Annotated in this window: 7 protein-coding genes and 1 pseudogene; 3 read left to right on the top strand and 5 right to left on the bottom strand. The window is 57.9% G+C overall.

The window, feature by feature from the left end:
• Positions 1-276 precede the first annotated feature (276 nt).
• From V8G57_RS09855 to V8G57_RS09845, 3 genes and pseudogenes are all read left to right on the top strand, one after another.
• Positions 277-4,095: an ESPR-type extended signal peptide-containing protein gene (locus tag V8G57_RS09855; protein ID WP_425458261.1), complete on the top strand. Its 3,819-nt coding sequence runs from the start codon at positions 277-279 to the stop codon at positions 4,093-4,095.
• A 454-nt stretch (positions 4,096-4,549) separates the two neighbouring features.
• Positions 4,550-4,729, top strand: coding sequence for a hypothetical protein (locus tag V8G57_RS09850; protein ID WP_342829220.1), 180 nt, complete (start codon positions 4,550-4,552; stop codon positions 4,727-4,729).
• A gap of 73 nt (positions 4,730-4,802) precedes the next feature.
• Positions 4,803-10,695 (top strand): annotated as a pseudogene (locus V8G57_RS09845) (ESPR-type extended signal peptide-containing protein).
• A gap of 81 nt (positions 10,696-10,776) precedes the next feature.
• Here the strand turns inward: V8G57_RS09845 and V8G57_RS09840 are convergent.
• The 5 genes from V8G57_RS09840 to groES form a co-directional block, all read right to left on the bottom strand.
• Positions 10,777-11,586, bottom strand: a complete 810-nt coding sequence (locus tag V8G57_RS09840; protein WP_342829218.1) for a MetQ/NlpA family ABC transporter substrate-binding protein — start codon at positions 11,584-11,586, stop codon at positions 10,777-10,779.
• Between the two features lie 59 nt (positions 11,587-11,645).
• A complete protein-coding gene (locus V8G57_RS09835) occupies positions 11,646-12,299 on the bottom strand; it encodes a methionine ABC transporter permease (protein WP_014007699.1) in 654 nt (217 codons plus the stop codon).
• Positions 12,289-13,338 carry a methionine ABC transporter ATP-binding protein gene (locus V8G57_RS09830; protein WP_092402158.1) on the bottom strand — a complete coding sequence of 350 codons (1,050 nt, stop codon included), beginning with the start codon at positions 13,336-13,338 and terminating at the stop codon, positions 12,289-12,291. The genes V8G57_RS09835 and V8G57_RS09830 overlap by 11 nt, the downstream gene beginning before the upstream one ends.
• 403 nt (positions 13,339-13,741) lie before the next feature.
• A complete protein-coding gene (gene groL / locus V8G57_RS09825; protein WP_092400799.1) occupies positions 13,742-15,397 on the bottom strand; it encodes a chaperonin GroEL in 1,656 nt (551 codons plus the stop codon).
• A 141-nt stretch (positions 15,398-15,538) separates the two neighbouring features.
• Positions 15,539-15,832 carry a co-chaperone GroES gene (groES, locus tag V8G57_RS09820; RefSeq protein ID WP_092400802.1) on the bottom strand — a complete coding sequence of 98 codons (294 nt, stop codon included), beginning with the start codon at positions 15,830-15,832 and terminating at the stop codon, positions 15,539-15,541.
• Between the last annotated feature and the right edge of the window lie 403 nt (positions 15,833-16,235).

The raw sequence follows: 16,235 nt of genomic DNA, 5'->3' as shown, positions 1-16,235 counted from the left end.
TCGTTGTCAACCTCAACCTCGACAGGTCTGAGCACGACCAATAGCAATGTCTCGTCGCTCTCTACATCGACGTCAACCGGCTTGAGTACAACGAACAGCAATGTTTCGTCGTTGTCCACGTCGGCGTCCACGGGTTTGAGCACCACCAATAGTAATGTTTCGTCGTTGTCAACCTCGACATCTACTGGAATCGCTTCATTGTCGACCTCGGCTTCGACTGGCCTGAGCACGACTAACAGTAATGTCTCGTCGCTCTCCACATCAACGTCGACTGGCTTGAGCACAGCGAACAGTAATGTTTCGTCGTTGTCGACTTCAACATCAACTGGCCTGAGCACCACCAATAGCAATGTCTCGTCGCTCTCCACATCGACGTCGACTGGCTTGAGTGCAACGAACAGCAATGTTTCGTCGTTGTCGACTTCCGCATCTACGGGAATTGCTTCGCTATCGACCTCGACATCTACCGGCATCGCCTCGCTGTCGACGTCGACCTCAACCGGCTTGAGTACAGTCGGCAGCAATGTGGACTCCTTGTCCACTTCGACGTCGACGGGCCTGAGCACCACTAATAGCAATGTTGCTTCTCTGTCGACTTCAACTTCGACCGGTCTAAGCACGACTGACAGCAACGTGTCTTCGCTGTCGACCTCGGCATCTACCGGCATCGCCTCGTTGTCGACTTCAACCTCGACTGGTTTGAGCACGACCAATAGCAATGTCTCGTCCCTGTCGACGGGGCTGAGCGCAACGACCAGCAATATTGGCTCCTTATCGACCGGCCTGAGCACCACTAATAGCAATGTGGCGTCGCTGTCGACTTCAACTTCGACCGGTCTAAGCACTACTAACAGCAATGTTTCATCGTTATCGACATCGACATCTACCGGCATCGCCTCGCTGTCGACTTCAGCTTCGACTGGCCTGAGCACTACAAACAGCAGCGTCTCGTCGCTGTCAACATCGTCTTCAACTGGTTTGAGTACGGTCGGCAGCAATGTGGATTCCTTGTCGACGTCGACGTCTACCGGCCTGAGCACCACTAACAGCAATGTTTCATCGCTGTCGACGGGGCTGAGTGCAACGACCAGCAATATTGGCTCCTTGTCGACCGGCCTGAGCACCACTAACAGCAACGTCTCATCGCTGTCGACGGGGTTGAGCGCAACGACCAGCAATATTGACTCTTTGTCGACTGGCCTGAGCACCACCAATAGCAATGTCTCATCGCTATCGACTTCGACTTCGACCGGCCTGAACACCACTAACAGCAATGTCTCATCGCTGTCGACAGGGTTGAGCGCAACGACCAGCAATATTGGCTCCTTGTCGACCGGCCTGAGCACTGCCAGCAGCAGCGTCTCATCACTGTCAACATCGTCTTCAACTGGTTTGAGCACTACTAACAGCAACGTCTCATCGCTGTCGACGGGGTTGAGCGCAACGACCAGCAATATTGGCTCCTTGTCGACTGGCCTGAGCACCACCAACAGCAATGTCTCATCGCTATCGACTTCGACTTCGACAGGCCTGAGCACGACTAACAGCAATGTCTCATCGCTGTCGACAGGGTTGAGCGCAACGACCAGCAATATTGGTTCCTTGTCGACTGGCCTGAGCACTGCCAACAGCAGCGTCTCATCACTGTCAACATCGTCTTCAACTGGCCTGAGCACCACCAACAGCAATGTTTCATCGTTGTCGACTTCAACCTCGACCGGCCTCAGTACAGTCAGCAGCAATGTAGACTCCTTGTCGACGTCGACATCTACCGGCCTGAGCACCACTAACAGCAATGTCTCGTCGCTGTCGACGGGACTGAGCGCAACGACCAGCAACATTGGCTCGTTGTCGACTGGCCTGAGTACTACCAATAGCAATGTCTCGTCGCTGTCGACGGGGCTGAGCGCGACGACCAGCAATATTGGCTCCTTGTCGACCGGCCTGAGCACGGCTAACAGCAGCGTGTCTTCGCTGTCGACTTCCGCCTCGACTGGCTTGAGCACGACCGACAGCAATGTTTCATCGTTGTCGACATCGACATCTACTGGCATCGCTTCGCTGTCGACTTCAGCTTCGACAGGCCTGAGCACCACCAACAGCAATGTCTCATCGCTGTCGACGGGACTGAGCGCAACGACCAGCAATATTGGCTCCTTGTCGACTGGCCTGAGCACTACCAATAGCAATGTAGCGTCGCTGTCGACGGGACTGAGCGCAACGACCAGTAATATTGGCTCCTTGTCGACCGGCCTGAGCACGACCAGCAGCAGCGTCTCATCACTGTCAACATCGTCCTCAACTGGTTTGAGCACAACCAACAGTAATGTTTCATCGTTGTCGACTTCAACCTCGACTGGCCTGAGCACGGTCAGCAGCAATGTGGATTCCTTGTCCACATCGACCTCAACCGGCTTGAGCACAACGAACAGCAATGTTTCATCCTTGTCGACCTCGACGTCTACGGGCGTGAGCACCGCCAACAGCAATGTGGCATCGCTGTCGACGTCTACATCGACTGGCATCGCATCGTTGTCGACTTCAAATTCCACCGGTTTAAGTACAGCCAACAGCAATGTCGCCTCGCTGTCGACCTCGGCCTCAACCGGCATTGCATCGTTGTCGACTTCGACTTCGACCAGCCTGAGCGCAGCCGTCAGCAACGTCGAGTCGTTGTCGACCTCTACCTCGACCGGCATCAGCACTGCGCAAAGCGGCGTGTCGTCGCTGTCTACCGGCCTGAGCACGACGATCACCTCGCTGTCGACCGGCATCACTACCGGCGGATTGACGGTAACCGGGCAGACCATCACCAACGGCATCAACAACAGCGGCCAGAAAATCACCAACCTGGCGGCCGGCACGGCGGGTACCGATGCGGTCAATGTCAACCAGCTGACATCGCTGTCGACCACCACCTCGTCCGGCATTGCATCGCTGTCGACCTCGACCTCGACCGGCCTGAGCACCACCAACAGCAATGTCGGTTCGCTGTCGACCTCAACCTCGACAGCCTTGTCGACCAACACCAGCAGCATCAATTCGCTGTCGACCGGCCTGTCCAGCACTACCTCGAACATCGGTTCCCTGTCGACCGGCCTGTCTACCACCACCAGCAATGTGAGTTCGCTGTCGACGTCGACATCGACCGGGATTTCCTCCTTGTCGACGGGAATTTCATCGTTGTCGACCGGGCTGAGCCAGGTAACGTCGCTTTCCACCGGCTTGAGCAACATTACCAACGGCACGACTTCGTTGTCGACATCGTTGAAGCCATTGGTTGACGGGGCCGCTGCCGCCGCGGCCAATGGCGCCACGGTCGGCTCCACCACCATAGGCGGCGCCAACAGCAACGGCACGGTCCAGACCCGCGGCACCAGCGGCACGGCGATCAGCAGTGTGAACGCCGCCACCTGCAGCAACGTCAATGGCGTGGATGCCACCGGCACCGGCCTTTGCGCGCAGGCGACCAAGGATGGCGCCACGGCGATCGGTTCGAATGCCCAGGCGACCGACACCAACGCTACCGCCGTGGGCTTCCGCGCCCTGGCTTCGCAAGCCGGTTCGGTGGCGATCGGCTACAACGCAAGGGCAACCGGCGATCCGACGGTGGCTATCGGTAACAATGCGCTGGCCTCGGGCAATGACGCGGTAGCGATGGGCGCCGGCGCGCAAGCTACGGCGAACCGTTCGGTGGCGCTGGGTGCGTATTCGGTGGCAGACCAGCCCAATACGGTCTCGGTCGGTTCCGCCGGCAACGAGCGCCGTGTCACCAATGTGGCGCCAGGGGTCAATCCTACCGACGCCGTGAATGTATCGCAGCTCAATAGCGTACAAAACCAGATTGGCAATGTGCAGCGAATTGCTTACTCAGGTGTCGCCATGAGCATGGCGATGGCGGGAGCCGTGACCACGGCGCTGGAACGAGGCGAAGGGCGGATGGGAGTGGGTATCGGCTCTTACCAGGGTTATGGTGCACTTGCATTGCAATTCAGGGCAAAAACCAGCAGCGGTAACAATACCTGGGGTGTTGGCGTGAGCACCACAGGCAGTGTCTGGGGGGTATCGGCCGGGGTCGACTTCAAGTTGTGGTGATCGGCCACACAGGCCGCCGCTCCACCCAGTCCGGGATGCAATAAGAAACAGGCAGCCGGTACTCAAAAAAACCCGCAATGACTTTAAGTTATTGCGGGTTTTTTATCGTTTTGAATTCTGCCGGCACAGGCGCCTGAAAAACGATTTGACAATTGTTTTTCAAAAAAATATCAAAACAACATGGTCGATATGGCTGGTTTAGTGGTGCCCGCGAGACACAAAATTGCCATACAGGAACTAATGTGTGAACCAATGTTACACAGTGTCAAACATTGTTAAGTTGCGAAAAATGGAACAAGAGGCGGTGATAAATTGCGGCTGTCTTATGAATTGTCTGAGCTCTTGATAGCGGCAGTTGAGAATGAACGTGACCAGGTCACTTCGCCTCACCACCCTGATGTGATTAAAGAGTTCTTTGCGGTAATAGCAACGCTTAGCTTCCTGGGAGGAAGAAATGAACAAATTGCATCGGGTGTCCGGTACCAAGCCGCCATCATTTGGAAGTGTGACTTTTGACGTTGCGCCAGCCCTTGGCCTTGCCGGCCTGGCTTTGCTGTTTCCCTTAGGCATGTTGTTTTTCTTGTACGGCGCCGAGCACTTGCTGTCCGCTGTCCGCTATCTGTTCGCCGTCTAGTTTTCCCATTTTTCCTGCGCGATCAATCTGATCCCCAGCTGCAAGCCGTACCTACTTTCGTATAGAGCCAACCATGAATAAAATTTACCGCACCGTCTACAGCCAGATCCTGGGTACCTGGGTTGCCGTCTCGGAACTGGTCTCCGCAAAGGGCAAGCAAACAGGTTCGAGCCGTTCCGCGAGCATGCCTGCTTCGGCAGGGGATACCGGCTGGAGATATCTGCTGAGCAGGGATTTCCCCTTAAAGACGTCGGTACTGGCGCTGGCATTGGCGCTGCCGCTGTCTGGATATGCATCCACCATTACACCGGTTGGCTGCAATACCAATATAGGACTTACCTTCACCGGCCTGGACGGCACGAATACCACGGGCACTTTTACCGATGGCAGCGGATACTATTCAACGGTTACAGGCTGCGGCGCCAACGGTAATGGCAAGACTGGCGTGACCTTGTTTGGGTCCGGCACGCAGGTTACGGGAAATTACGGCACCGCAAACGGCTTCATGAGCGTGGCTGGCACGCAAGCGACGGCGGTGGGTGTGCAGGCGAATGCTTCAGGAAACAGCAGTGTGGCGGTCGGCATGTTGAGCCAGGCGACGCAAACCAATACCGTCGCCATCGGTTCCGGCGGCAGCAGCACCGCGCCGACTGTAGCCAATTCCACCCAGGCCACTGCGGCCGGCGCGGTGGCGATCGGCGGCAATGCGACCAAAGGCGCGCAAGCGCTGGCTGCGGATGGGCTGGCCATAGGCGGCGAGTCGTCGGTGGCGACAGGGGCGACTTCGGGTGTGGCGCTGGGGCGCGGCGCTACGGCGTCATATGCCAACAGCGTGGCGCTCGGCGCCGGCTCGGCCACCGGAGCGGCAGCACCGACCGGCACCGGTTTCCTGACAGGCACAGCCGCACCGCTTTCCGAGGTTTCTGTCGGCTCCGCCGCTGCACTTCGGCGCATCACCAATGTTGCCGATGGTTCGGCGCAGCAGGATGCAGTGACGGTGGCGCAATTGAGCACCGGCGCGAGCAGCCTGTCGACCGGGATCAGCTCCCTGTCAACCTCGGCTTCCACCGGCTTGAGTACGGCCAACAGCAGCGTATCGTCGCTGTCGACCTCGAGTTCAACCGGGTTGAGCACGGCCAATAGCAATGTTACCTCGCTGTCGACATCCACTTCCACCGGCATCGCATCGCTGTCGACCTCGACTTCGACCGGCTTGAGCGCCGCCAACAGCAACCTGGCGTCATTGTCGACTTCGACGTCAACCGGTATCGCTTCGCTGTCGACTTCGACCTCGACTGGCTTGAGCACCGCCAACAGCAACGTCACATCGCTGTCGACTTCGACTTCGACCGGCATCGCTTCGCTGTCGACTTCCACCTCGACCGGCTTGAGCACCACCAACAGCAACGTGAGTTCGCTGTCGACTTCGGCTTCGACCGGCATTGTTTCGCTGTCTACTTCGGCGTCGACTGGTTTGAGCACCACCAACAGCAATGTTTCATCGCTGTCGACTTCGGCTTCGACCGGCATTGTTTCGCTGTCGACTTCGGCGTCGACTGGCTTGAGCACCACCAACAGCAGCGTCACGTCGCTGTCGACCTCGGCATCGACCGGCATTGTCTCGCTGTCGACTTCGGCGTCGACTGGCTTGAGCACCGCCAACAGCAGTGTTTCGTCGTTGTCGACCTCGACATCCACCGGCATCGCTTCGCTGTCGACTTCGACATCCACCGGCCTGAGCACTGCCAACAGCAATGTCTCCTCGTTGTCGACCTCGACTTCCACCGGCATCGCTTCGCTGTCGACTTCGACATCGACCAGCCTGAGCACTGCCAGCAGCAATGCCTCGTCGTTGTCGACTTCGACCTCCACCGGCATCGCTTCGCTGTCGACCTCGACATCGACCGGCTTGAGCACCGCCAACAGCAATGTCTCGTCGTTGTCGACTTCGACCTCCACCGGCATCGCTTCGCTGTCGACTTCGACATCTACCGGCCTGAGCACTGCCAACAGCAACGTCTCGTCGTTGTCGACTTCGACATCTACCGGCATCGCTTCGCTGTCGACGTCGACCTCCACCGGCCTGAGCACTGCCAACAGCAATGTCTCGTCGCTGTCGACTTCCGCTTCGACTGGTATGACTTCGCTGTCGACGTCGGCCTCTACCGGCTTGAGTACGGCCAATAGCAATGTGACGTCACTGTCGACCTCCGCCTCGACCGGGATTGTTTCGTTGTCGACCTCCGCTTCGACCGGATTGAGCACCACCAACAGCAACGTCACATCGCTGTCGACTTCCACATCGACCGGCCTGAGCACCACTAACAGCAACGTCACATCGCTGTCGACTTCGACGTCGGCCGGCATCAGCACGACCCAGAGCGGCGTGACATCCCTGTCCACCGGCTTGAGCACAACGGTCGCTTCGCTGTCGACCGGCATCACGACCGCCGGACTTACTGTTACCGGTGCAACCACCACCAATGGCATAGACAATAGCGGCCAGAAGATTACCAACCTGGCTGCAGGCACAGCCAACACCGACGCCGTGAATGTCAGCCAGCTGAATTCGCTGTCGACCACCACATCAAGCGGCTTGAGTACGGCCAACAGCAATGTCTCGTCGCTGTCGACCTCGACATCCACCGGCATCGCTTCGCTGTCGACCTCGGCATCTACCGGTTTGAGCACGGCCAACAGCAGCGTGACGTCGCTGTCGACTTCAACTTCCACCGGTTTGAGCACGGCCAACAGCAGCGTGACTTCGCTGTCGACTTCAACTTCCACCGGCCTGAGCACCACCAACAGCAGTGTCTCGTCACTGTCGACATCGACATCCACCGGCATCGCTTCGCTGTCGACCTCGACTTCGACCGGCCTGAGCACGGCCAACAGCAGCGTGACTTCGCTGTCGATATCTACCTCGACCGGCCTGAGCACAGCCAACAGCGGTGTCTCGTCGTTGTCGACATCGACTTCAACAGGATTGAGCACCACCAACAGCAGTGTACTCGCTGTCGACATCGACATCCACCGGCATCGCTTCGCTCTCGACCTCTGCTTCGACCGGTCTGAGCACAGCCAACAGCAGTGTGACTTCGCTGTCGACCTCGACTTCCACCGGAATGAGCACGGCCAACAGCAGCGTGACTTCGTTGTCGACTTCAACCTCGACCGGCCTGAGCACCACGAACAGCAATGTGAGTTCACTGTCCACCTCGACTTCGACGGGCATCGCTTCGTTGTCGACATCTACCTCAACAGGTTTGAGCACGGCCAACAGCAACGTGGCTTCGCTGTCGACCTCGACTTCGACCGGCCTGAGCACGGCCAACAGCAGCGTAGATTCCTTGTCTACTTCGACTTCCACCGGCCTGAGCACCACCAACAGCAACGTGGCGTCCTTGTCGACCTCGACCTCCACAGGCATCGCCTCGCTGTCGACCTCGACCTCAACAGGGTTGAGCACAGCCAACAGCAGCGTGACATCGCTGTCGACATCCACCTCGACCGGTTTGAGCACAGCCAACAGCAATGTGGATTCCTTGTCGACTTCGACCTCTACAGGATTGAGCACGACAAACAGCAATGTGACTTCGCTGTCGACCTCGACATCCACCGGCATCGCTTCACTCTCGACCTCGACTTCAACAGGGTTGAGCACAGCCAGCAGCAGCGTTTCGTCGTTGTCGACATCGACATCAACAGGATTGAGCACGGCTAACAGCAGCGTGACTTCACTGTCGACTTCAACCTCGACTGGCCTGAGCACCACCAACAGCAATGTGAGTTCGCTGTCGACTTCGACATCCAGCGGCATTGCTTCGTTGTCGACCTCGGCTTCAACCGGACTGAGCACAGCCAACAGCAGCGTCACTTCGCTGTCGACGTCAACCTCGACCGGTTTGAGTACAGCTAACAGCAATGTGGATTCCTTGTCGACATCAACCTCGACCGGCTTAAGCACCACCAACAGCAATGTCTCATCGTTGTCGACCTCGACATCCACCGGAATCGCCTCGCTGTCGACCTCGACTTCGACCGGCTTGAGCACTGCCAACAGCAGCGTGACTTCGCTGTCGACTTCAACCTCGACTGGCTTGAGCACGGCCAACAGCAGCGTGACTTCGCTGTCGACTTCAACCTCGACCGGCTTGAGCACAGCCAACAGCAACGTCGATTCCTTGTCGACCTCGACATCTACCGGCATCGCCTCGCTATCTACCTCGACCTCAACAGGGTTGAGCACAGCCAACAGCAACGTCACTTCGCTGTCGACCTCGACCTCCACCGGCCTGAGCACGGCCAACAGCAATGTGGATTCCTTGTCGACGTCAACTTCCACAGGATTGAGCACCACCAACAGCAACGTGAGTTCGCTGTCGACCTCGACATCCACAGGCATCGCTTCGCTCTCGACCTCGGCTTCAACCGGCTTGAGCACCACCAACAGCAATGTCGTTTCGCTGTCGACCTCGACTTCCATCGGCTTGAGCACAGCGACCAGCAATGTGGGTTCGCTGTCGACCGGCCTCTCCAACCTGCAGACATCGGGTGTCGTCAACTACTTCAAGGCTGATGGCAAGCAGGATGGCTTGGATAATGCGACAGTGAGCGCCGGTTCGAATTCCGTCGCCATCGGCGCGAATTCAATCAATCAGTCGGTGGTTGGCACGGATCGGTCTAATGTAGTGTCGGTCGGTTCCTTCGGTAAAGAGCGGCAGATCATCAACGTCGCAGCCGGTACGGAAAATACCGATGCGGTCAACGTCAGCCAGTTGAATTCATTGTCGACCTCGACCTCGGCCGGCCTCGGTTCGCTGTCGACCGGCCTGAGCACCACCAACAGCAATGTCGGTTCGCTGTCGACCTCCACCTCGACGGCCCTGTCGACCAATACCAGCAGCATCAATTCGCTGTCGACCGGCCTCTCCAGCACTACCTCGAACATCGGTTCTCTGTCTACCGGCCTGTCCAGCACCACCAGCAATGTAGGTTCACTGTCGACTTCGACCTCGACCGGGATTACCTCCTTGTCGACAGGCATTGCATCCCTGTCGACCGGATTGAGCCAGGTGTCATCGCTTTCCACTGGCCTGAACAACGTTACCAATGGCACGACTTCGTTGTCGACAGCATTGAAACCCCTGATCGATGGCAGCAATGCTGCCACGGCCAATGGCGGCACCGTCGGCGCGACGACCATAGGCGGCGCCAATAGCGACGGTACGGTGCGGACCAGGGGCACCAGCGGCACGGCCATCAACAACGTGAACGCCGCCACTTGCGGCAGCGTCAACGGCGTAGACGCCACCGGCACAGGCCTGTGTGCGCAGGCGACCAAGGATGGCGCAACGGCGATCGGCTCGAATGCCCAGGCGACCGACACCAACACCACGGCTGTCGGTTTCCGCGCGCTGGCTTCGCAAGCGGGCTCGGTGGCGATCGGCTACAACGCAAGGGCTACCGGCGATCCGACGGTAGCTATCGGCAACGATGCGCTGGCCTCGGGCAATGATGCGGTGGCGCTGGGAGCCGGTGCGCAAGCTCTGGCGAACCGCTCGGTGGCGTTGGGCGCGTATTCGATCGCAGACCAGGCTAATACGGTCTCGGTAGGGGCGGCCGGCAGCGAGCGCCGCATCACGAACGTCGCGCCAGGGATCAACCTGACCGACGCGGTGAACGTATCCCAGCTGCGCGACATACAGAACCAGATTGGCGACGTCAAGCGCATTGCCTACTCCGGTATCGCCATGAGCATGGCGGCGACGGGGGCGGTGATGCCGACCTTGTACGGAGGCGAGAAGGGCGTGGGCGTCGGTGTCGGTTCGTACCAGGGTTTCGCTGCGCTGTCCTTGCAGTTCAGGTCGGTCAGCAAGACTGGCAATAGCGCCTGGGGTGTCGGCGTCAGTTCGACGGGCCATAACACCGGCCTCAGCGTCGGTTACGGCTTGAGATGGCAGTAAGCGGTTTCCTGGCCGCGATGAGATAGGCCAGGACAAAAAAAAGCCCGCGCTGCCTATGCAACGCGGGCTTTTGCCTATGTATTACCAGGCTGGAATCACGGAACTCTTGAACTGGGTCACGACATACTGTTTGACTTCAGGGCTGTGGTAAGCCTTGACCAGCTTGGCTACCCAGGGCTTGTCCTTGTCGGCGCTGCGCACGGCGATGACGTTGGCGTAAGGACCCTTGGCGGCTTCGATGGCAATGCCGTCCTTGGTTGGATCCAGCCCGGCCGATTCGGCATAGTTGCCGTTGATCGCAGCCGCGTCCAGGTCATCCAGCGAGCGTGGCAGCTGGGCCGCATCGATTTCGACGATCTTCAGTTTCTTCGGGTTGTCCACGATATCCAGCGGCGTGGCTTTCAAGCCGGCATCCGCTTTCAATTTCAGTACGCCTTGCGCCTGCAGCAACAGCAAGGCGCGGCCGCCGTTGGTCGGATCGTTGGGAACACCGACACGGGCGCCGGTTTTCAGGTCCTTGAGGGATTTGATTTTCTTCGAGTACACGCCCATCGGGAAAGTGATGGTGTAGCCGACGTTCACCAGCTTGTAGCCGCGATCCTTGATTTGCGCTTCCAGGTAGGGCAGGTGCTGGTAGCTGTTGGCATCCAGGTCGCCTGCAGCCAGCGCGGCGTTGGGTTGGATATAGTCGCTGAATTCGACGATCTGGATATTCAAGCCGTCCTTGGCGGCGACTTTCTTGACGATTTCCAGGATCTGCGCATGCGGGCCGCCGGTGGCGCCGATCTTGACCGGCTTGTCTTGCGCGAAGACAGCGCCGACGGGAGCAGCGCCCAGGCTTGCGAACAGGCCCAAGCCTGCAAAAAATTGTACCAATTGACGACGATTCATTTTCTTCCTTTCAAAAATCACAGAGGATCCTGCACGGCCAATGCAGGGTCCTTAAAAAATCAGCGGTGGCTGAGACGACGCACCAGGATGTCGCCCAGCGTCTGCACCAGCTGCACAAAAACGATCAGGATAACCACCACCAGCAGCATGACTTCCGGCAGGAAGCGCTGGTAACCGTAGCGTATGCCAAGGTCGCCCAGGCCGCCGCCGCCGATGGCGCCGGCCATCGCCGAGTAGCCGACCAGGCTGACGAAGGTAATCGTCAGGCCGGCGACGATGCCGGCGAAGGCTTCCGGCACCAGCACCTTGTAGACGATCTGCCAGGTGGTGGCGCCCATCGCCTGCGCGGCTTCGATCAGGCCGCGCTCCACTTCGCGCAGCGCGGTTTCCACCAGGCGCGCGATGAATGGGGCGGAGGCTATCGTCAGCGGCACAATCGCGGCGGCGGTGCCGATCGAGGTGCCGACGAAAAAGCGCGTGAACGGTATCACCGCGACCAGCAAGATGATGAACGGTGTCGAGCGCACCGCATTGACGATCAGCCCCGCGACGCGGTTGAACAGCGGGTGCGGCAGGACGCCGTCGCGGCCGGTCAGGTGCAACGCTATGCCCAGCGGCACGCCGAGCAGGGCGCCGAGTATGCCGGAGATGCCCACCATCATCAGGGTTTCCCCGAACGACGACAAAAACAGATCGAGCATTTCAGATGACATGGTTCAACTCCTCTACGGTGACGCCTTGCGCGCTCAGGTAAGCCATGGCGGCGCTGATGTTTTCGCTGGTGCCGTTGGCCAGGATTGCCAGCGAGCCGAACGCCTGCCCTTGTATTTCATCGATCTGGCCGTGCAGGATATTGAAATCCAGGTCGAATTTGCGGACCGCTTCCGACAGCAGCGGCTGGTCGACCCCGGAGCCGGTGAATGCAAAACGGAACAGGTGGTCGGTGCCGCTGCCGGCGTCGCTTTGGGCCAGTCGCGCGCGCAGGCGCTGCAAAACGCCTTGCGGCAGTTCCTGGGCAATCACGTCGCCGATCAGGGCGCGCGTGACTTCATGTTTGGGCGAACGGAACAGTTCTAGCACTTCGCCATGTTCAATCACCTCGCCGGCTTCCATTACCGCCATGCGGTCGCAAATCATCTTGATGACTTCCATCTGGTGCGTGATCAGGACGATGGTCAGGCCCAGTTCGCGGTTGATCTTGCGCAGCAGTTCCAGGATGGAGCGGGTGGTTTCCGGATCGAGCGCCGAGGTGGCTTCGTCGGACAGCAGGACTTTCGGTTCATTGGCCAGCGCGCGGGCGATGCCGACGCGCTGTTTCTGGCCGCCGCTGATTTGCGCGGGATAACTGTCCTTGAGCGCGGTCAGTCCGACCAGTTCCAGCAGCGGCGTGACTTTTTTGGCGATCTCGCTTTTGGACAAGCCTGCCAGTTCCAGCGGCAACGCGATATTGTCGTACACGGTGCGCGACGACAGCAGGTTGAAATGCTGGAAGATCATGCCGATTTCGCGCCGCGCGCCGCGCAGCTGCTCGGCGTCCAGCGTGGTCAGGTCTTTGCCGTCGACCACGATGCTGCCGGAAGTAGGGCGGTTCAGCAGGTTGAGGCAGCGCACCAGCGTGCTTTTGCCGGCGCCGCTGCGGCCGATGATGCCGAAGATCTCGCCCTTGCGTATCGACAGGTTAACGTTGCGAACCGCATCGACCGGCCCGCGCGCGCCGTTGAAGCGCTGGGTGACTGCTTTGATTTCTATCATTTCAGAATGAAAAAAGGCAGCTGATTGCATAAACATCAACAATCTCGCCGCCGTTATGTATTTTAGTAGGTGCTTATTTTATAAGCGTTTGTTAAGCATGGGAAGGAACATTTAAGCATGGCGTTATTACCATCGTGTCTATACAAATACAAACGCCGCAAAATACAAACACCGCAGACGCAGTTAAATGGGGTCGGAGTTTTTTTTCGCGCCTTTTGCGAAAATTACTCTGACCCCATTTAACGGACTACGGAGCGCGGTGCGCGCGCAACAACCATCCTGTCGTCGATTGCCGTCAATTGCCCGCACAATGAAAAAAGCCCACGACGGATAACCATCGCAGGCTTTTTCAAAACATGAGAACAGATGTTTTGTCAGGGCCGGAATATCCCGGCCGCGTCAATTACATCATGCCGTCCATGCCACCCATGCCGCCCATACCACCCATGCCGCCTGGCATGCCGCCGCCAGCCGATTTGTCTTCAGGCAGTTCAGCAACCAGTGCGTCGGTAGTCAGGATCAGGCTGGCAACCGATGCGGCATTTTGCAGCGCCGAACGGGTAACCTTGGCTGGATCCAGGACGCCCAGTTCAACCAGGTCGCCGTAGGTGCCGTCGGCTGCGTTGTAACCGTAGTTACCCTTGCCAGCCAGGACTGCGTTGATCACAACCGATGGCTCGCCGCCAGCGTTGAATACGATTTGGCGCAGCGGCTCTTCGATCGCGCGCAGCACGATCTTGATGCCGGCTTCCTGGTCGGCGTTGTCGCCTTTCAGGTCCTTGACTGCAGCACGTGCGCGCAGGAACGCCACGCCGCCGCCTGGAACAACGCCTTCTTCAACTGCTGCGCGGGTAGCGTGCAGAGCATCTTCAACGCGTGCTTTCTTTTCTTTCATTTCAACTTCGGTTGCAGCACCAACGCGGATCAGCGCAACGCCGCCGGCCAGCTTGGCGACGCGTTCTTGCAGTTTTTCACGGTCGTAGTCCGAAGTCGCTTCTTCGATCTGCGCACGGATTTGCTTGACGCGCGCTTCGATGGTGATGGCTTCGCCGGCGCCGTCGATGATGGTGGTGTTTTCCTTGCTGATTTCGATACGCTTGGCTTGGCCCAGTTCTGCCAGGGTAGCTTTTTCCAGTGTCAGGCCGACTTCTTCAGCGATCACTTGGCCGCCGGTCAGGATGGCGATGTCTTCCAGCATGGCTTTACGACGGTCGCCGAAGCCTGGAGCCTTGACGGCCGCGGTCTTCAGGATGCCGCGGATGTTGTTCACAACCAGGGTAGCCAGCGCTTCGCCTTCGACATCTTCCGCGATGATCAGCAGAGGACGGCCAGACTTGGCGACTTGTTCCAGGATCGGCAGCAGGTCACGGATGTTCGACACTTTTTTGTCGAACAGCAGGACGAACGGGTTTTCCAGGGCAACAACCTGTTTTTCCTGGTTGTTGATGAAGTATGGCGACAGGTAGCCGCGGTCGAATTGCATGCCTTCGACGATGTCCAGTTCGTTTTCCAGCGATTTGCCGTCTTCGACGGTGATCACGCCTTCTTTGCCGACTTTATCCATTGCCTTGGCGATGATGTCGCCGATGTCGGTGTCGGAGTTAGCCGAGATCGAACCAACTTGAGCAATTTCCTTGCTGGTGGTGGTTGGCTTCGACAGGGTCTTGATTTCAGCAACGATAGCGACAACAGCCTTGTCGATGCCGCGCTTCAGGTCGGTCGGGTTGAAACCGGCGGCAACGTACTTGAAGCCTTCGCGCACGATGGCTTGTGCCAGCACGGTAGCGGTAGTGGTACCGTCGCCGGCGTTGTCGGAAGTCTTGGAAGCAACTTCTTTCACGAGCTGCGCGCCCATGTTTTCCAGCTTGTCTTTCAGTTCGATTTCTTTCGCAACCGAAACACCGTCCTTGGTCACGGTCGGCGCGCCGAAGCTGCGTTCCAGGATGACGTTGCGGCCCTTAGGACCCAGAGTTACCTTGACGGCGTTAGCCAGGATGTTGACGCCGTTGACGATCTTGGCGCGTGCTTCATCGCCGAAAACTACTTGCTTTGCTGCCATGTTTGATTCTCCTATTAAGACTCATTGCGGGACAGAGTTTGAGAGTCGCCGCCGTGCGACGAATTACTCTGTCCCCAACTGATCAGATAAAACCGTGAAATTGCAGAGACTGTCTATTGAGAGCCATCCGAATCGGTCGGATTACTTGCCTTCGACTACGGCAAACAGATCTTCTTCGCGCATAACCAGCAGTTCCTGGCCGTCGATCTTGACAGCTTGACCGGAGTATTTGCCGAACAGAACGCGATCGCCAACCTTGACTGCCAGCGCACGGACGTTGCCGTTTTCCAGAATCTTGCCGTTGCCGACGGCCAGAACTTCACCTTGATCCGGCTTTTCAGCAGCAGCTTCCGGCAGCACGATACCCGATGCGGTTTTAGTTTCTTGGTCGAGACGCTTGACGATGACGCGATCGTGCAAAGGACGAAGATTCATATGTGACTCCTTAAGATTCAACAGGTTATTTGTATTTGCAGCAATATCGCAGCAAAGTGAACTGACCGCTCTGCATTGCCTTGTTATTGCATGCGAGTGACTAGGTCGAGGAGATTGTTAGCACTCTCTCCTAACGAGTGCTAAGTATAGGGACGCTCTGTCGATTTTTCAAGCCCGCATTCGGGTTCGCCGGATAATCTGTCGGAATTCACTCAAGTTTGGATATTGTTCATCTGATCCTGAATTTCCACATGGCTAGCCCTTGAACAACGTCCTTCTATCTAGGTGCGGCAGCTAGCAACACTAAACATCCAGGAAAATATTTGAGTAGCCGCACCGGACAAATCCTGGATCAATATTGTTTTTTTATAATTATTGATGTTTAATTGCCACCACGGATTTC

It is taken from the genome of Collimonas rhizosphaerae (assembly GCF_038896935.1).
Taxonomy (GTDB): Bacteria; Pseudomonadota; Gammaproteobacteria; order Burkholderiales; family Burkholderiaceae_D; genus Collimonas; species Collimonas rhizosphaerae.
Note: the sequence above shows the minus strand (reverse complement) of the source record. Positions and strands in the feature narration are given on the sequence as shown.

What these genes read in the sequence shown, in the direction of transcription:
- groES (WP_092400802.1), bottom strand. Translation starts at nt 15,832, where the DNA reads ATGAATCTTCGTCCTTTGCACGATCGCGTCATCGTCAAGCGTCTCGAC.
- V8G57_RS09850 (WP_342829220.1), top strand. Translation starts at nt 4,550, where the DNA reads ATGAACAAATTGCATCGGGTGTCCGGTACCAAGCCGCCATCATTTGGA.
- groL (WP_092400799.1), bottom strand. Translation starts at nt 15,397, where the DNA reads ATGGCAGCAAAGCAAGTAGTTTTCGGCGATGAAGCACGCGCCAAGATC.
- V8G57_RS09840 (WP_342829218.1), bottom strand. Translation starts at nt 11,586, where the DNA reads ATGAATCGTCGTCAATTGGTACAATTTTTTGCAGGCTTGGGCCTGTTC.
- V8G57_RS09830 (WP_092402158.1), bottom strand. Translation starts at nt 13,338, where the DNA reads ATGATAGAAATCAAAGCAGTCACCCAGCGCTTCAACGGCGCGCGCGGG.
- V8G57_RS09835 (WP_014007699.1), bottom strand. Translation starts at nt 12,299, where the DNA reads ATGTCATCTGAAATGCTCGATCTGTTTTTGTCGTCGTTCGGGGAAACC.